Annotated in this window: 17 protein-coding genes; 10 read left to right on the forward strand and 7 right to left on the reverse strand. The window is 37.8% G+C overall.

Translation table 11 applies throughout. From position 1 onward, the window contains the following. Nucleotides 1–38: 38 nt before the first annotated feature. A complete protein-coding gene (locus CSB87_RS14635; RefSeq protein WP_001141692.1) occupies nucleotides 39–653 on the forward strand; it encodes a carbonic anhydrase in 615 nt (204 codons plus the stop codon). Between the two features lie 32 nt (nucleotides 654–685). Here CSB87_RS14635 and CSB87_RS14640 read toward each other — a convergent pair whose 3' ends face one another. Next, nucleotides 686–1,309: an arylesterase gene (locus tag CSB87_RS14640; protein WP_006581004.1), complete on the reverse strand. Its 624-nt coding sequence runs from the start codon at nucleotides 1,307–1,309 to the stop codon at nucleotides 686–688. 44 nt (nucleotides 1,310–1,353) lie between these two features. Between CSB87_RS14640 and CSB87_RS14645 the strand changes: the two genes are divergently transcribed. Further along, nucleotides 1,354–2,046 (forward strand): ABC transporter ATP-binding protein, encoded by a 693-nt coding sequence (locus CSB87_RS14645; protein WP_004888235.1) that lies wholly within the window; start codon nucleotides 1,354–1,356, stop codon nucleotides 2,044–2,046. Between the two features lie 3 nt (nucleotides 2,047–2,049). Further along, nucleotides 2,050–4,509, forward strand: a complete 2,460-nt coding sequence (locus CSB87_RS14650) for an ABC transporter permease (protein ID WP_031952378.1) — start codon at nucleotides 2,050–2,052, stop codon at nucleotides 4,507–4,509. 1 nt (nucleotide 4,510) lies between these two features. Here CSB87_RS14650 and CSB87_RS14655 read toward each other — a convergent pair whose 3' ends face one another. Then, complete coding sequence (locus CSB87_RS14655; protein ID WP_004888233.1) at nucleotides 4,511–5,320, reverse strand: rhomboid family intramembrane serine protease; 810 nt, start codon at nucleotides 5,318–5,320, stop codon at nucleotides 4,511–4,513. 76 nt (nucleotides 5,321–5,396) lie between these two features. Between CSB87_RS14655 and mtgA the strand changes: the two genes are divergently transcribed. From mtgA to CSB87_RS14675, 4 genes are all read left to right on the forward strand, one after another. Beyond that, nucleotides 5,397–6,074, forward strand: a complete 678-nt coding sequence (mtgA, locus tag CSB87_RS14660) for a monofunctional biosynthetic peptidoglycan transglycosylase (RefSeq protein ID WP_004710069.1) — start codon at nucleotides 5,397–5,399, stop codon at nucleotides 6,072–6,074. Nucleotides 6,075–6,178: 104 nt separating this feature from the next. Beyond that, complete coding sequence (gene ppk1 / locus CSB87_RS14665; protein ID WP_002054335.1) at nucleotides 6,179–8,257, forward strand: polyphosphate kinase 1; 2,079 nt, start codon at nucleotides 6,179–6,181, stop codon at nucleotides 8,255–8,257. Between the two features lie 313 nt (nucleotides 8,258–8,570). Next, a protein-coding gene (locus tag CSB87_RS14670; protein WP_076611894.1) for an IS5-like element ISAba27 family transposase occupies nucleotides 8,571–9,393 on the forward strand; the annotation gives its coding sequence in 2 pieces (ribosomal slippage) (nucleotides 8,571–8,951 and nucleotides 8,953–9,393; 822 coding nt in all). A gap of 35 nt (nucleotides 9,394–9,428) precedes the next feature. Continuing rightward, the gene (locus tag CSB87_RS14675; RefSeq protein ID WP_050488920.1) at nucleotides 9,429–9,971 is read left to right on the forward strand and encodes an SPOR domain-containing protein; all 543 of its coding nucleotides are present in this window, start codon (nucleotides 9,429–9,431) and stop codon (nucleotides 9,969–9,971) included. Nucleotides 9,972–10,001: 30 nt separating this feature from the next. Here the strand turns inward: CSB87_RS14675 and oxyR are convergent, their stop codons facing one another. From oxyR to rubA, 4 genes are all read right to left on the reverse strand, one after another. Beyond that, nucleotides 10,002–10,910, reverse strand: coding sequence for a LysR family transcriptional regulator OxyR (oxyR, locus tag CSB87_RS14680; RefSeq protein ID WP_004888227.1), 909 nt, complete (start codon nucleotides 10,908–10,910; stop codon nucleotides 10,002–10,004). Nucleotides 10,911–10,916: 6 nt separating this feature from the next. Next, a complete protein-coding gene (gene estB, locus CSB87_RS14685; RefSeq protein WP_002054414.1) occupies nucleotides 10,917–11,861 on the reverse strand; it encodes an esterase EstB in 945 nt (314 codons plus the stop codon). 53 nt (nucleotides 11,862–11,914) lie between these two features. Next, on the reverse strand, nucleotides 11,915–13,096 hold the full coding sequence (gene rubB, locus CSB87_RS14690; RefSeq protein WP_004888226.1) for a rubredoxin reductase RubB: 1,182 nt from the start codon (nucleotides 13,094–13,096) through the stop codon (nucleotides 11,915–11,917). Nucleotides 13,097–13,188: 92 nt separating this feature from the next. Next, complete coding sequence (rubA, locus tag CSB87_RS14695; RefSeq protein WP_000760495.1) at nucleotides 13,189–13,353, reverse strand: rubredoxin RubA; 165 nt, start codon at nucleotides 13,351–13,353, stop codon at nucleotides 13,189–13,191. Nucleotides 13,354–13,795: 442 nt separating this feature from the next. Between rubA and CSB87_RS14700 the strand changes: the two genes are divergently transcribed. Continuing rightward, a complete protein-coding gene (locus CSB87_RS14700) occupies nucleotides 13,796–14,236 on the forward strand; it encodes an SRPBCC family protein (protein WP_004888223.1) in 441 nt (146 codons plus the stop codon). Nucleotides 14,237–14,258: 22 nt separating this feature from the next. On the opposite strand, the gene CSB87_RS14705 is transcribed toward CSB87_RS14700, so the two are convergent. Further along, nucleotides 14,259–14,747 carry a YqiA/YcfP family alpha/beta fold hydrolase gene (locus CSB87_RS14705; protein ID WP_000697206.1) on the reverse strand — a complete coding sequence of 163 codons (489 nt, stop codon included), beginning with the start codon at nucleotides 14,745–14,747 and terminating at the stop codon, nucleotides 14,259–14,261. Nucleotides 14,748–15,004: 257 nt separating this feature from the next. Between CSB87_RS14705 and lysS the strand changes: the two genes are divergently transcribed. Both lysS and CSB87_RS14715 read left to right on the forward strand, forming a co-directional pair. After that, a complete protein-coding gene (gene lysS, locus CSB87_RS14710; protein WP_002054306.1) occupies nucleotides 15,005–16,534 on the forward strand; it encodes a lysine--tRNA ligase in 1,530 nt (509 codons plus the stop codon). A 186-nt stretch (nucleotides 16,535–16,720) separates the two neighbouring features. Further along, nucleotides 16,721–18,163, forward strand: coding sequence for a capsule assembly Wzi family protein (locus CSB87_RS14715; protein ID WP_004888221.1), 1,443 nt, complete (start codon nucleotides 16,721–16,723; stop codon nucleotides 18,161–18,163). Nucleotides 18,164–18,277: the final 114 nt, after the last annotated feature.

An 18,277-nucleotide genomic window follows, 5' to 3' on the forward strand; every position in this document is an offset into this window, starting at 1 on the left:
AATGATTTCTAACCTTGAAAAAACAATGGAAATATAAAATGCCTACTGCGCAAGAAGTTTTAGATCGTTTGAAAGCAGGTAATCAACGATTTGTAAATGGAAATACTTCCCTTGCAAAAACCTTATCGCATCATGAACGCGCTGAAATGGCAAAGGATCAAAATCCGTTTGCAATTGTATTAGGCTGTTCAGATTCTCGTGTACCAGCAGAAATGGTATTTGATCAAGGTCTTGGTGACTTATTCGTAATCCGTGTTGCTGGTAATGTTGTTGCGCCTTCACAAGTTGGTAGTGTTGAGTTTGCGGCAGAACGTTATGATTGTCCGGTTGTAGTTGTATTAGGACATAGTCATTGCGGTGCGATTCAAGCGACTATTGATACGTTGATGAACCCTGATCATCCGCCATCATCTAACTTAATGTCGATTGTGAACCGTGTTCGTCCATCAGTTGAAATTTTAATGCAAACTGATCTGAAAAATGATTTGAAAAAACTTTCATGTCATGCAGTACGTTCAAACGTTTTTGCTTCGGTCAATCAATTACGTCATGGTTCGGCTGTGTTAGAGAACCTGATTGCAAAAGGCGAGTTGATTGTTGTTGGTGCTGAGTATTCATTAGAAACTGGTGAAGTTACTTTTTTTGACTTCTAATCAGTCTATAAAGATTTAAAACTAAAAGGTGCCTATAGGGCACCTTTTATGTATGGATAAGCTAAATTAAGTAATTTTGACTGCGCTTGGGCATTTGGATGAATCAAGTCATTTTGCATTAGTTGTTTTTGTCCAGCGACGCCATCAAGGAAAAACGGTAGCAGTTTCACCTGATATTTTTGGCTTACAGTTTTATAATTGGTTTCAAATGCTTTGCTATAAGCTGTGCCATAATTAGGCGGAATCTTCATACCAAAAAGAATAACCTGCGCCTTTTGTTGTTGGCTTAAATGGACGAGCTGCGACAGATTTTGTTGAATTATTTGTGGTGGTTGACCTCGTAAACCATCATTCCCACCTAATTCAATAACTACGACTTCGGGTTTATACGTTTGTAAAAGCTTAGGTAATCTGGCCAAAGCGCCACTTGTGGTTTCACCACTCATACTTGCATTGACCACTTTATGTTGTTTGGGATACTGTTGGTCTAGACGTTTTTGTAGTAATTGTACCCAACCTTGTTTAGGGTCTATTCCGTAACCGGCACTAATACTATCTCCTAAAATTAAAATAGTTTTGGCCGAGACCAACATAGGCAACATGCTCAATGCGATGAGCAAGAGACTTTTAGAACCAGACAAATAAGATTTATACATTTGTGTTTCGACCCGAATACTAAATATATAGGACTGTCCCCATCATGCCACAACCTATCATTGCTGCCCATCAAGTTACACAAACTATTCATATTAACCAAAATCAATTTACGATTTTAAAAAATATCGATTTAGATATTTATGAAGGGGAGCAGGTAGCCATTACGGGACGTTCCGGTTCAGGAAAATCGACTTTACTTGGTATCTTAGCGACTTTAGACCAACCGTCTGAAGGCGAAGTATGGTTATGTGGTCAGCCTGTTCATGAGTTGACGGAGGAACAGCGCGCCCAGATCAGAATGCAGCATGTTGGCTTTGTATTTCAGTCTTTCCAACTTTTACCGCAGTTAAGTGCGCTTGAAAATGTGATGTTGCCGCTTCGGTTACGTAAAAATTTTGATTATAAAATTGCTGAGCAGAAGGCCTTAGACTGGTTGCATCGGGTAGGTTTAAGTCGTCAAGCGGAACAAACGCCTAAAGTCTTATCTGGTGGTGAGCAGCAACGTGTGGCAATTGCACGGGCACTTATTGCAGAACCACAAATTATTTTTGCAGATGAACCTACTGGAAACCTAGATGGTCAAACAGCCCAAGAAATTGAACGGCTACTTTTTGATTTAAATAAAGAGCTCGGTACGACGCTTATTTTGGTCACACATGATCGCAATTTGGCTGGACTTTGCCAGCGTCATGTTGAATTAAATGATGGTTGTTTAAAGACAGTACAGGGTGGTTAGACTATGCGTAATCTACTTAAGCCACTTTTGCTACAAAGCTTTCGCACTGGAGGGTTATATTTACTCATCATTGCGCTTTCACTTGCGATTAGTGCGACCACGGCTCTTAAGTTTAGTAATGACCAAGTTAAAAATGCGGTTAGCCTACAAGCCTCGCAAATGTTAGCAGCTGATTTGGTTCTGTCGAATAATGAACCTCTAGACACTAAATGGCAAAAAAAGGCGGAACAGATTGGCTTAAAGCAGACTCATGTGACTATGTTTAGTTCAATGGCACATACTCAAGATCAGTTTGTCATGGTCAATGTGAAAGCTATAGAACATGCGTTCCCATTAAGAGGAAAACTTGAGATTGAGCCTAGTGCACAGAGTATTCAACCTGGTCAAGTGTGGCTAAGTCAAAGAGCAGCTGATTTACTTAAAGTTAAACTTGGCGATACGGTATCTATTGCAGATGCCCAATTTCACTTTAGCGGCGTAATTGTGCGAGATTCAAATCAAGAACTCGGTTTTTCAGGTTTTTCGCCCACAGTTATTATTCATCAAGCAGATATTGCTAGAACCCATGCAATTCAAACAGGCAGTAGAATTGATTATCGACTGTTAATGTCTGGTCAGCCTGAACAGGTTCAGAACTTTAGTAAACTATTTAAGCAACAACATCAACCTGCAAACGATCAGGAAGAAACCATAGGGTTGCGTTTACGCGATGCTAGTGAATCAAATAGCAGATTATTACGTCCGTTAGAAAACCTAGATACCTTTTTGCAATTGGCCAATATTTTAACGATTTTATTGTGTGGTATCGCCATTGCTTTAACAAGCCAACGTTATGTTCAGCAAAACCAAGATCATATTGCTGTAATACGTTGCTTTGGTGCTAGCAAGTTTCAAATTTTATGGGCCTATATTGGGCTACTTTGCGTAGTCAGCGTAATTTCAATTGTGATTGGTAGTCTATTAGGAATAATGATGGGCTATGGTTTACTTGAGCTCATGTTACAACTGATTCCACAACTGGAATTAAGTTTTTCTGTGGTTGGATTTTTACTTGGTCCCTTACCAATTGCCATTTTTACCAGTGTAATTGTGCTACTTGGGTTTATTTTGCCAAGCATTTGGGAATTGTTAAATACGCCACCTATTCGAGTTATTCGCGAACAGGCAAAATCCCGAAAATCATTATTCTTTATGTTTTTTGCAGGCATCACCAGTCTTGTTATTTTTAGCTTAGTTTTAAGTGAAAACTTAATGCTCAGCATTATAGTTTTGGCTACCATTTTCGTTCTTTGTATTTTGCTATACACCGTTGTTTGGGGTGTGCTTCGTAGTTTAAAAAAGATGAAAACTCGTTTGTCTTTTTATATTCGTTCACCATCGCAAAGTGCCTTACAAATTACTGCTTTGGCTTTAGGGTTAAGTCTTATTACAGTGTTAAGCGTGCTCAGAACAGATTTAATAGAACGCTGGCAACAGCAGTTACCTGAGGGTACACCAAACCAGTTTGTATACGGGTTGCCTCCATTTGATTTAAAAGCTTTTGAGCAACAATTAAAACAAAATGGTTGGCAAAGCACACCGTTATATCCCAATGTTCGGGGGCGATTACTCGCAAAGAATGATATTCCTTTTTCTGAAGATGCGATCAAGCAAAATAATTCTTTAAGACGTGAATTAAATTTAACTCAGTCAAGTACATTGCCAAATGACAATGTCATTACAAAGGGGCAGGCCACTTTTAATGCTGTAGGGCAAGTTTCGGTCGAGGCAAAAACTGCTGAAAGTCTAGGTATCCAGCTTGGCGATAAGCTTACTTTTAGCCTGCCAGACGGTACTTTACAGGCTAAAGTTGTGAATTTTAGAAATGTTGAATGGGAAAGTTTTAGCCCAAACTTCTTCTTTATATTTTCACCTAAAACTTTAGATGAAAATGCTGGTAGTTACTTGGGCAGTTTTTATGTGCCAAAACAAGATCAACCTAAAATGATCCATATGATTCAGCAATTTTCAAATACGGTTTTTATTGATGTTGACCGTATTTTGGATGAAGTAAAGCGCTTAATGAATGTCTTGGTTAAAATTGTGACTGTGCTTGCAGCTTTAGTTGGCTTCTCTGGAATACTCGTTTTAATTGCTTGTTTAAATCTATTAATGGATGAACGCCGTCGGGAAGTGGCTTTGTTACGTTCATTTGGTTTGTCTAAAAATAAAATGAAGCAAATGCTCAGTTTAGAAATTGGATTTTTAGGGCTGTTAGCAGGCATTGTTGCCTGCTGTTTTGCCGAGGTAATTAGTGCAATTGCAAGTTATAAAATGAATATGGCTTTACAGTGGCATATTGAAATATGGTTAATTTTACCGCTTGCCATGATGTTACTTTGTGCTCTTATTGGTCGATATAGACTCGGTTATCTTTGTAATTTACCGCCACTACAAAGTTTAAGAGAGTTGAACCAGATTTAAGTTAGGGCAGTATTTCTGGATTCTGAATTAAAACTTCATGCCAAAGTGGAAGTAATGGTGAGTTAAGCTGATTACAGTAAATATAGAAACCGACAGTCATGAAAAGTCCTCCCACTAACCCTAAGAATTTTAGGAGGCTTTTAAATTGAGTGCGGTAGCTTAAATACCAAATGAGTGCGAGTAAGGCACCCATAATCATACCGCCGACATGTGCAGCATTATTAATACCTGTGGCAACCAGACCAAATATAAGGTTAATGGCCATAATCATTAATAATGCTTTTTTATCAAGTATGTAGACTTGATGTGGCAAGGGTGGAAATAAAGAAAGAACGGTTAACGCTGCACCTAATCCCATCACAGCGCCCGATGCACCTGCACTTACGTGAGGAAGTAAGCTTTGATCAAAATGTTGTAGTAATTCATGTCCATTTTGAATATTGATATAACTACTCAAAAGACTACCAAACAAACCTGCAAGTAAATATAGACCAATAAAATATAAGCGACCAAATAAAGCTTCAGCGACATTACCAAAAATATATAGGGCCCACATATTGAGCATAAGGTGAATAATACCAAAGTGAAAAAACATGCTGGTAAATAAACGTTCTGGCTGTCCAGAGAAAGTAAGTGGTGTAAAATCTGCTCCCCAGCGAAGTGCATCTTTTATAGCTGGGTCACTTATGTCCACCCCAGATACAATTTGCCAGATGAACAAACCTACATTGATCGAGATCAGTAGGGCGGTCAGCCACCAAGCTTGTACATTGAGTTTACGATTAATGTGCGGAGGCTGAGTTTGAGTCATGCTATGCTTTTGTTATATATGAACATGCTTTACAGCTTAACATGAAAAAAGTTGAATACAGGAGATCAAGACGAACATGAAAGCTTTTATTGTTCGCGTGTTGTTAATTTTTATTGGGGCAATTCTCCTTATTCAGCTTTGGATCTTTTCAAGTTTGGTTTGGTGGCGTACACATGAAGTTGATACCACCATGTTTATGCGAATTGATTATTGGTCAGATACATCTCGGCCGATTGTTCATGAATGGCTCGACTATGATGATATTAGCGACAATTTCAAACATGCGATTTTGGCAGGCGAAGATGCAAAATTTATTCATCATCATGGCTTTGACTGGGATGGTATCCGTTTTGCTCTAGAGCGTAATAATGAAGAAGGTGAAGTTGTCGCAGGTGGTTCTACCGTGTCTCAACAACTTGCAAAGAACTTGTTCTTATATAATCAGCGCTCATTTATTCGTAAAGGCCAAGAAACGATAGCAACGTGGATGATGGAGCGCATGTGGTCAAAACGCCGAATTCTTGAGGTGTATATGAACTCGGTTGAATTTGGTAAACATTTATATGGGGTTGAAGCAGCTGCTCAATATTATTATGGTAAAAGTGCTAAAAGCTTAACGCGCGAACAAGCAGCTTTTTTAGCAGCCTTATTGCCTGATCCGAAATATTATCAAGATCACCGCAATGATCGTAAACTACAATATCGAAAACGCGTAATTTTACGTTATATGAATAGCACCCCAATTCCTGAATAACACTGTCTTAAAGATGTGTTATTTTTTTAATTTTTATAAAATTGACATAATTTTGCAGCATACTGTTTTGCAGAGATTTTGGTTGGAAAGAGATAGATTTAGACATGAATACAGCGATTACAGCAACGACCCCAACAGAATATAGTTATAACGACCGTTATATTAATCGTGAGTTGTCTATTCTTGACTTTCATTTGCGTGTATTGGAACAGGCAGTCGACCCTTTACATCCTCTATTAGAGCGAATGAATTTCTTACTGATTTTTTCGCGTAATTTAGATGAGTTTTTTGAAATTCGTGTGGCGGGAGTCATGGAGCAATATGCTCTAGGTAATGAAAGTCGAAGTCCAGATGGCTTAACACCAAGACAAGTCTTACAAAAAATCTCTGAAACTGCTCACGCTGCAATTGAACGTCAATATCGTATTTTAAACGAAGAAATTTTACCTAAACTTCGTGAGGAAGATATTTGCTTCTTGCGTCGTGGGGAGTTAACACCAGCTCAATCGGCGTGGGTGAAAAAGTATTTTCAGGAACAGGTCGCACCTGTGTTGACACCAATTAGCTTAGATCCAGCCCATCCATTTCCACGCTTAGTCAATAAAAGCTTAAACTTTATTGTGACCTTAGAAGGTAAAGATGCGTTTGGCCGTCAAATTGATTTAGCTGTTGTACCAGCGCCGCGTTCATTGCCACGTGTTGTACGATTACCAGACGAACTAACGGGTGGCAAAGAGCATCATGTTATGCTGTCCGCAATTATTCATGAACACGTATCAGACTTGTTCCCTGGCATGACTGCAACTGGATGCTATCAATTCCGCGTAACTCGTAATGCGGATTTGGCGCTCAATGAAGACGTTGAAGATTTAGCTAAAGCTTTAAAAGGTGAATTAAGTTCACGACGATTTGGTCGTGCAGTTCGTTTGGAAGTAACTCACAACTGTCCACAACATATTTATGAATATTTGCTTGAAGAATTCGACTTAAACGAAGAACAACTATACAAAGTTGATGGCCCTGTAAACTTAGCCCGTCTGGTTTCAAACTTTAAACGTCCTCATTTACGTTACGACTCACACACGCCAGTCGTACCGAAAGTGTTTAAAAAGACCGAGAGTATTTTCTCGGCTATGCAAAAGCAGGATATTTTACTGCATCATCCTTTTGAATCATTTGCTCCTGTTATTCAGTTACTCCGTGAAGCAGCACGTGACCCACAGGTGCTCGCAATTAAACAAACGCTTTACCGCAGTGGAGCGGACTCTGAAATTGTTCAAGTCTTGGCCGAAGCTGCACGTAATGGAAAAGAAGTAACAGCAGTCATTGAATTACGTGCCCGTTTTGATGAGGAATCAAATATTGAAGTGGCAAATGTACTTCAAGAAGCAGGGGCGGTAGTTGTTTACGGTATTGTGGGTTATAAAACACATGCCAAAATGATTATGGTGGTACGCCGTGAAAACAATAAACTGGTACGTTATGTTCATTTAGGAACAGGTAACTACCATGCTATGAATGCCCGTATCTATACCGATTATGGTCTCATGACGACCGATAAAGACTTGTGTGAAGATGTACACCGCATTTTCCAAGAGCTGACTGGTATGGGCAAAATGGCAAAACTGAAAAAATTACTCCATGCTCCTTTTACTTTGCATGCTCAGCTCATCAATTTCATTGATGAAGAGATTGCCAATGCAAAGGCTGGTCGTAAAGCCCAAATTATTGTGAAAGTAAATGCATTAACTGAAGTTCAACTCATTAATAAATTATACGAAGCTTCTCAAGCTGGCGTGCAGGTAGATCTCATTATTCGTTCGATTTGTTGCTTACGTCCAGGTTTACCAAATTTATCGGAAAATATTCGTGTACGTTCAATTGTAGGACGTTTCCTTGAACATACACGTGTTTATTATTTTAGTAATAATGGTGATGCCCGCATTTATTGTTCAAGTGCTGACTGGATGGACCGTAACTTATTTAATCGTGTTGAAGCATGTTTCCCAATTGAAGATCCTGCGTTGAAAAAACGTATTTATCAGCAAGGTCTTCTTAATTATTTGCAAGATAACCAGCAAGCTTGGTTATTACAAGGGGATGGTACTTGGATACGTGCGCAGCCTGCTGAGGGTGAAAAATTACATAATGCTCAAAGAGAATTATTAGAAACATTTAAATAAAACTTAATATTAAAAAGCCGGCTTCGTGTCGGCTTTTTAATTATTTGAAATTCATAGTAATTTAATATGATTTCTTAAATGGTTGCAGGATATACGATAATAATTTGAAACACCGCAATATGTTTTAAAAATATGTGATTCTTTACATAAAACATTGAATTTTAAAAATATACAAATTACGTGAAATCTACTTTAATACGCGGCATTAAATATACTTAACTTTGGTAAGTGAATAATATGCAAGGCTTTATTAAAAGTTTATTTATTAGAATAGACCTCTTGCGAAAGTAAAAACCACCTCAATCTAAATTTCATGAGATATCAGAAATTAAATCGTTTTTCAGATTCTGAATTCCAGCGCTTGGTTGGTGTACCTCGACCAGTTTTTAGTGAAATGATCGAAGTTTTAAAAGAAGTAGAATCACTTAAAAAGAAATCTGGGCGTCCTCATACTTTAGCTATAGAGGATCAATTATTATTAACACTCAATTACTTACGGAATTACAGCACTCAATTGGAGTTGGCTGCAAATTACCATATCGCTGAAAGTAATGTGAATCGAACCATTAAAAAGGTTGAAGATGCATTGATGAAATCAAGACGGTTTACTCTGCCAAAACGAAGCATTACCACAGCAGACGAACAGTTTAACTGGGTCATTATTGATGCGACAGAATGTTCAATAGAACGTCCGAAAAAAAAATCAGAGTAAGTTCTACAGTGGTAAAAAGAAGAAACATACGCTAAAAGCACAAGTGATCTATCATCCGAACAGCAAACAAATCATAGGGCTAGATATATCGAATGGCAGTCAGCATGACATTAAATTGGCAAGAAGAACGGTTAAAAAATTCAAACATTGTAAATATGTTATGACCGATTTAGGGTACTACGGATTAGAGCAAGATGGCTTTAAATTATTGATGCCAATAAAGAAAAAGAAGAATTTACCCTTATTTGATGTTGAGAAAAAGTACAATAAAATGATTGGAAAAATACGAGTTGTGATCGAACATATTAATAGTCAATTGAAAACATTTAGAATATTAAGTGAACGCTATCGAAATAGACGGAAAAGATTCGGTTTACGCATTAACTTAATCGCTGCACTGGTAAATCGGATGAACTTGCAATAACGACTTTCGCAAGAGGTCTAATATTTTTAGGGGTAATGCCAGTGACTGCATATGCAGATCAAAAGTGCTATGGAGATATTATTGTTTTTCATAAATATGATGATCAAATGATATATCCCTACTTTATACAACCCTCTAAGGAAAAAAATAAGAAAAATGAATCACAAACCAAGGTAATAACGGTCCAGAAAAGAAAACCTACTCAAGATGAACTGGTAGCACAAAAGAAAGTTGAAGATACTCAATTAAAAAAAATAGATGAAAAGAAAAATCTTGAGAATAAAAAACAGCTTGATGCAGCAGTCGCTAAAGAAATTTTAGAAAATGGCGAAAAAAAATGGATGGTACAGGTAGCGTTGGCACCTAATCAAAATAAAGCAAATATGATCCAGTCACAATTGCAGGCGAAAGGATATAAGATTGTGACTAGCCCAACCACAAAAGGAATAAGGGTTATGGTAGACCCCGCTAATGATTTTGCGATTGCACAAATTATTCGAGAAAAAATAATTTCAGATGAGAGTTTAGATTTAAGATCGGCTTGGGTTTTTAAATGGGCTTCTTTAACAGCACAGTAAAAGAAAAAGGAGTCTGAAGACTCCTTTTTTTTATTCATATAAATTTGTTGTGATCTTCTGCATGATTTGCAGTAGTACGTCAAACTCGCTTTGCAATGGCGTACTTTTACGCGTAACGAGTGCTAGAGTACGACTTGGTGCATCTTCAATTGGTTTTGCAGTAATCTGATCATTAAACTTGATCATACTATTTTCAATTGCGATTTCTGGTAAAAGCGTAAAACCTAAATTAGAAGAAACCATTTCGACTAATGTTGGTAGTGAACTTGCTTTTAAACGGTTATCGTTTTTACGTTCACCAATTGGACAAGCACTTAATACATGGTCACGTAAACAGTGGCCTTCTTCAAGCAAAATAAGGCGTGACAAATCAAGGTCATCGAGAGAGTTTGCTTGAAGTGCATTTGTATCTTGCTTACTACAAACAAGATATAAATTTTCTTTTGAAATTTCAGCTACTTTTAGACTTCTTGTGTCAAAAGGTAGAGCAAGGACGATCATGTCCAAATTACCGTGTTCTAAGCGTTCTACAATTTTCTCACTTTGAGCTTCATGTAAATGCAACTGAATCTTCGGTAATTGTTGATGCACTTCATCAAGTAACCGTGTCAGGATAAAAGGTGCAATGGTTGGAATAACACCTAAATGAAGATCACCAGTTAATGGTTCACTCATTTCACGGCTTAAACGCATTAAATCCTGAGCATCTGCTAGCAATACACGGGCTCGAGCAACGACTTGTTCACCTAATGGCGTTAAACGCACATTTTGACGGTCACGCTCAACCAGAACGCCACCTAATAGCCTTTCTAGCTCCATGATACCGCCCGATAAAGTCGATTGGGTAACAAAAGAGCGTCGTGCTGCTTCAGTAAAATGCAAAGTTTCCGACAACGTAACTAAATATGATAGCTGTCTTAGTGAGGGTAATGCAGCCATAGTGTCCTAGTATGATGATTTAAAATGATGCGCAAATAAACCGCTAAGCTGTGGAATAAAATGGGCAGGGATATCATGCCCCATTCCATCAATTAATTCAAACTTAGCACCGGAAATTGCTTTTGCTACAGCCTTACCGTGGCTTGGTGGAAGTAAGCGGTCACGCGAGCCATGTAAGACTATAGTGGGTTGCTTAATTTCACGGTCCAGTTGCAGTAAGGAACCTGTACATAATATTGCTAAAAACTGTTGAAGTACACCAGCAGGATAATAGCTACGTTGATAAAGTTTTCGTGCAGTTTGTACAGCTTCAATATGGTTAATATAACCAGGAGAACCAATCAATTGGAATAATTTTAAGCTGTGGTTAACAATCCCTTCTTCATCACGTGATTCTGGCTTGCCAATTAAGCTTAAAAGTTGTTTAGGAAACGGTGGAGGTAAAAACGGTTGGTTGTTACTTGTAAACATTAAACCTAATTTTTCTACTTTTTCCGGATATTTTGCAGCAAGTATCTGAGCAATCATGCCGCCCATTGAGGCACCGATCACATGCGCTTTACTTATGCCTAAACGGTCGAGAAGCATCGATACATCATCTGCCATATCATAGAGCGTATAAGGTGCACCTTGATTACTTAACCCTAAAGCAAAGCGCCCCATCAATTTCATGGTATTTAAACGTTTACCCTGATGACGTACTTTCGAAGAAAGGCCAATATCACGGTTATCAAAACGAATAACACGAAAACCTTGATCAATGAGCGATTTACAGAAAAAGTCCGGCCAAAATAGCATTTGGGCACCTAGACCCATAATCAGCAAAATGGTGGGATGTTCTGCTTTTCCTCCTACTTCTACATGCAATTCAATACCATTGCCTAAGTTGACTTTAGTTTCTTGCATAAAAGGAGTGTAGGGTGAAATACTAAATTGTAAGGCGCTATTCATGTTATGCATTCCTTGAAGGGAATACTCTCGAGCGAGCATTCCCAATTTAAACCTTATGCTTGGGCAGGAATAAGATCTGGAACAAGCTTAGTTAACGTTAAACGTTGCTTGCCTGCTGTTGCACCTAACAATACGAAACCACGCAATGTTCCTTCATTGTCAATTGCTTTGGCAAGCATACCATCGTCGAATTCTTCAGTTTCCCAATTTACATCGACATCAACCGGAGCCGGTAAAACTGTAAGCGGTGCAGCCGGAGTTTTTACCGCAACTGGCATAGCGGGGTAATGTACATTTGTCTGTTGACCGCTTAATGTTTTTGCTAGAGCACGCGCTTGTTGCATAATTGGCATTACATAAGGAAGCAGGGTACCGTTCACTTCTGCACAGTCACCAATTGCATAAATATCGGCTTGATTGGTTTCAAGCAAGCTATTGGTAATTACACCACGGCTAGTTTGAATATTTGCGCTTTGAGCAAGAGAAATATTCGGTTGTAAGCCAATGGCTGAAAGCACAATATCAGCGACCAAAGTCTGACCATTTGCCAATGTAACCGCGTAATCTTCACCGTTATTGATTTTACTTACTTTTTCAACGGTTGTGCCTAATGCAAATTTAACCCCAGCTTCTTCAAGATTTTCTTGGAAAGCTGAAGCAATGTGTGAAGGTAATAAACGGCCTAACGGTTGAGGCGCTAAATCAATTACCGTTACATCATATTCGCTATGAAGTAAGTCATTGGCAAATTCACAACCAATCAAACCAGCACCCAAAATCACAACACGTTTATCTTTGCGCTGAGCTAGATTTTCACGGAAAGAACGATAATCAATAAGAGAGTTCACCACATGAATGTCATCACTGCCATCACCTGCAATTGCAAGACGAATCGGGTTAGCACCAACGGCTAAAATCAGTTTTGAATACGGCTGATTTGAAGTTACCCCATCTTTTTCCAGAACAAGCTCATGACGCTCAGCTAAAATTTCTTTTACCCATGTAAAAGGTTCAATACGCATATTGAGCTGCGCACTCATTTTTGCGGCATCACCTAAAGGAATCTGTTCTGGAGCCTTTTTACCTGCAAAAGCGTTAGATAACGTTGGTTTTGCATAGTTCACTGCATCATCCGCACAAATCATCACAAGTTCTTGCTCTGGGTTAAGCTTACGGAACTCACGTGCTAAGGTATAACCCGCCATGCCTGATCCGATAATGACGATTGGATGCATTTTTTTCTCCAGAATTAGAATTGTTCATTTAATACGGTGATTGGTGATATATAAAAAAGACCATGTAAATCATGGCCTTTTAATTTAAGACATTAGATCTCGATCATTTCAAAGTCAGCTTTTGAAACGCCACAATCAGGGCAAGTCCAATCATCAGGGATATCTTCCCATTTTGTTCCAGCTGCAATGCCGTCTTGTGGCCAACCTTCTGCTTCATCGTAAATCCATCCACAAACGATACATTGATATTTTTTCATGAGACTCTCCGCACTGATAAGTTTGCTCAAAGCTGCCTTTCAGTAAAACTATTCCATCTATTAATAATGTAACTACGATCCGTTCAATAATAACTAATGTAGCTTTGATCGGGTATCAAATTTTTACGCAGTTCTACATTTAAAGTAAAGCACATAAGGGAGTTTAATCATTCGTAAGCAAAGATGAATGGCATATCGAGACAAATAAGTGGTTATTTAGGCAAAACTTCCACTTAAACGCATAATAAATCATATGTTTTTATTCACTCACTAATGTAATAAGACCTTACGTGATATGAAGGGTTACAAAAAGAACAAAGCATTTATATAAATAAAGCTCTTAAAAACATAAGCTGATTAATAAATAGACAGATAAATTGATGTTTATATAAAACGAGAAAGTTTATTGAACACTTGAGTAACAGAGATAAGGAAATTGAATATGGAAATTCTAGTATATGAAGTAGAAATTAATGCGCCTATAGAAAAAGTATGGGACATACTCTGGAATAGCGAGACATATAATGCATGGACAAAATTCTTTGCACCGGATTCTTCAATGAAGACGGACTGGAAAGTTGGCGGTAATACATATTTTCTAGACGGAGAAGGAAATGGAATGGTTTCAACCATTGAAGAAATGAAAAAGCCTGAAGTATTAATTTTTAAACATTTAGGAATGATTAAAGAAGGAAAAGAAGACTTAGAAAGTGAAGAGGTGAAAAGCTGGAGTGGTTCGTTAGAAAAATATTTTTTAAGCCAAAATGGGAATACTACAACTTTAAAAGTTGAATTGGCCACCTTACCTGAATATATCGGTATGTTAAAAAGTGGCTTTGTTCAAGGTTTTGAAGTTGTAAAACATATTGCTGAAGGAAGTTAATTTATCTTATTCAGTTAATTGTTTAGGCAAAGTATTTTTTATGAATTTTAGAAATAAGATCATTGAGACGAGAAGGATAAGCAAGACGATGATGGCCTCCGTCATATGTTTCTACTGTCATATAAGGTGAAAGCTTTTCCTGTACTTGGTACATATCAAGTTGCTCGTCTCCTAATTCTAAATAAGCCATTTTAGGATTAGAGTGATCAAGATCTTCATCACAAAGGTCGGGATAATCATTACGAAAACTAGGATTAAGGCTTGGATTGGCAACAACAACAGCTAACTTATGTTGAGCAGCTGTTTTTAAAGCCCAATAGCCACCAAGGCTATGACCAACTAATAAATCTGGTTTAATCGTTTCAATTGCTTGATGATAAAAGTCCTTCACTGAGGCATAACTCAAGTTACGATAATCCACATCAATACAAAATTTTTCAGGATGCAAGATGGCATGGAATTTTGTTGATTCACGAGAAGAATCCAAGCCATGTAAAAATAGAATTTTCATTATTTGCTACACAATCTCATAGATAAAATAAAAGGCAAAATAGGCCTTTTAAAAATCGAGGTTATTTGGATTTTTTTATATTTTACTTAAAGCTAAAAAAAATGATCTTAGCGATTGGTCTAACTAATTTTCATCATTCAAACCGCCTTTAATTTGATGGCTTTGACTTTTTTCATTTTTGTTTGATTGAAATCATTCGAAAAACCTCAGCAATCTGTTAAGCTATGCCACTTCATTTTTACTTAATCGAGGCAGAGATGACGCAACAAAACGCTCAATCGACTTCTGAACCAACTATTTCCGAAAACGATTTAATTGCACAGCGTCATGCCAAATTAAAGCAAATCCAAGATGTTGCAAAGGATACTGGAAAGAGTCCTTGGCCAAATACATTCAAACGTGAACATTACGCTGCTGATCTACAAGAACAATTTAAAGATCAGTCGAAAGAACAAATTGAAAGCGCTGAACATGTATATGTAAAAGTCGCTGGCCGTGTCATGTTAAACCGTGGTTCTTTTATGGTGATTCAAGATATGACTGGTCGCATTCAGTTATATGTTGACCGTAAAGGTTTACCAAAAGATACGCTTGAAACGATTAAAGGTTTAGACCTAGGCGACATTATTGCTGCTGAAGGTTATATTGGTCGTTCAGGCAAAGGTGACTTGTATGTACACCTTGAAGGTTTTGAACTTCTTACAAAATCACTTCGTCCGTTGCCAGATAAATTTCATGGTTTGAACGATACAGAAGTTAAATACCGTAAACGTTACCTTGATCTAATCGTAAATGAAGAAACCCGTAAGACTTTTGAAATTCGTGCCAAAGTTGTTGCAGGTATTCGCGCATTTTTAACAAATGAACGTTTCATGGAAGTTGAAACGCCAATGATGCATGTGATTCCAGGTGGTGCGTCTGCACGTCCGTTTGAAACGCATCACAATGCTCTAGATATGCCATTATTCTTGCGTATTGCACCTGAGCTTTACTTAAAGCGTTTGGTTGTTGGTGGTTTTGAGCGCGTGTTTGAAATTAACCGTAACTTCCGTAATGAAGGGGTGTCAACGCGTCACAACCCTGAATTTACAATGATCGAGTTTTATCAAGCTTATGCTGATTATAAAGACTTGATGGCTTTAACTGAAAACATGCTTGAAAAGCTAGCTCTTGATATTTTAGGTACGACTGATGTGCCTTACCAAGGTGAAGTGTTTAGCTTTAAAGGGCCATTCAAGAAAATCTCTATGTTCGATGCGATTTTAGAGAATAACCCTCAGTTCACACCTGAAAATGTAGGTGATCGTGAGTTCCTTGCAAAATTTGTGCGTGAAGAGCTGAAAGAAGAAGTTAAACCTGGTTTCGGTTTAGGTAAACTTCAAACAATTGTATTTGAAGAAACGGTTGAGACTAAACTCCGTCAACCTACTTTTATTACTGAATATCCAGCCGAGACTTCTCCACTCGCTCGTCGTAATGATGACAATCCGCACATTACCGATCGTTTTGAATTTTTCATCGGCGGACGTGAATTGGCAAATGGCTTTAGCGAGTTAAATGATCCGATTGATCAGGCTGAACGTTTCCAAGCTCAGGTTGCGGAAAAAGATGCAGGTGATGATGAAGCAATGCATTACGATGCAGAGTTTGTTGAAGCGCTTGAATATGGTTTACCTCCAACAGCGGGTGAAGGTATTGGTATTGACCGTTTGGTTATGCTTTTTGCAGATGCGCCAAGTATTCGTGATGTAATTTTATTCCCGCATATGCGTCGTAAAGAAGGTTAATTTAATATTCAATAAAAAAGGCAGTGTAAACTGCCTTTTTTATTAACTATTTATATATAAAAAAAACTTAAATTATAGAAAACTTAAGACCTCGTTAAAAAATGTAATTGCACAGTTTAACAATTGCAAATTTGCAATAAAAAAATTAATGTGTTGCTCATAAATAACTTTGAGAATTGTGCTGACATGTTTTTAAGAAAAACACTTTCAATTGCATTATTAGCTACTGCCTCATCAGCTGTTTTTGCCCAAGGTTTGGTGCTTAATAATGATGATTTACGTACAGATTTAAATTGGTTAAATCAGCAAGGTGTCATTAACATCAGTACTTCTACTTGGCCTTTAAGTGGTGATGAAATTCAGCGTGCACTCTCTCAGGCTAAAGTAACACATCCAGCTCAACAAAAAGTTATTAACTCAGTTCTCAATGCATTAAAGGCAGATAACGATACAGTTAAAGTGGGTGCTTTTGCTGGAACAGATATCAAAGATATTCCTCAAGCATTTGGGAATAATCATAAATCACAGTATCAAGGCTCTGTAGAGTTTAATGCTGGTGGTGAAAACTGGGATGCAAAAATCCGTGTAAACGCAGAAAAAGATCCGCAAATTGATAATGGTCATGATGCCAATGTGGAAGGTTCGTATGTCGCTGGTAAAATCTGGAACCAATGGGTTGTTGCCGGTCAAATTCCAACATGGTGGGGACCTGGGCATGATGGTAGTTTAATCCGTGGTGATGCAAGTCGTCCTGTTTATGGGGTGACAGCTCAAAGAGCTATACAAAATGCATTTGATACCAAATGGTTATCTTGGATTGGGCCTTGGCAATACCAACTATTTGCAGGTCAGTTAGATGATTATAAAGCTATTCCACATGCTAAGTTATTAGGTTTGCGTGTTACTGCAAGTCCATTACCTTACTTGGAACTAGGTGCTTCACGAACTTTACAATGGGGTGGTGAAGGGCGTTCTGAAAGTTGGAACTCATTATGGAATGCAATTAAAGGTAATGATAATGTTTATGATGCAGCTGAAGACAGATCTAATCAAATTGCTGGATTTGATGCTCGTTTAAATCTTCAATCACTTTTAAATGCCCCTGTTGGTATTTATGGTCAATATGTAGGTGAAGATGAAGCGGGGCACTTACCATCGAAGAAAATGTATTTAGCTGGTGCTGATTATTCTTCTAGCTATAAAAATATGCCTTATCAACTTTATGCTGAATGGGCAGATACACGTACTAATGGCGATGTAAAAGGAATTTCTTATAACCATTATATTTATACAGATGGTTATTACCAGCATGGTTTCCCTCTAGGGCATGCAATGGGTGGTGATGGTCAAATGTATTCTGTTGGTGGCGATATTCGATTTGACACGATGAATCGCTTAAGTGGTCGTGCAATGGTTGTTAAAGTGAATGAATCTAACTTGGCAATCAATAAAGCTTTCCCTAAAGAAGATAAAATTAAAGCGCTTGATTTAACTTGGACGCATTACATCAAACCAGATCTTCCATTAAAAATTAATGGTTGGATTAGTGACTCTGATTTAGAGGGTAATGATTCAGGTGCATCTATTGGTATTGAAATTCCGTTAGAACGTAAAATGTTTGGTTTCTAAGAATTAAATAATGCTATAGAAAGAGAGAAGCTAAAATGGCTTCTCTTTTTTTATTGTATTTAAAGAAATCTAAAGATGAGATCGTGATTTGCTTCGGTTAACGATGCGAGCTAG

It is taken from the genome of Acinetobacter sp. AR_0276 (genome assembly GCF_003000705.1).
GTDB classification, from domain to species: Bacteria; Pseudomonadota; Gammaproteobacteria; order Pseudomonadales; family Moraxellaceae; genus Acinetobacter; species Acinetobacter nosocomialis.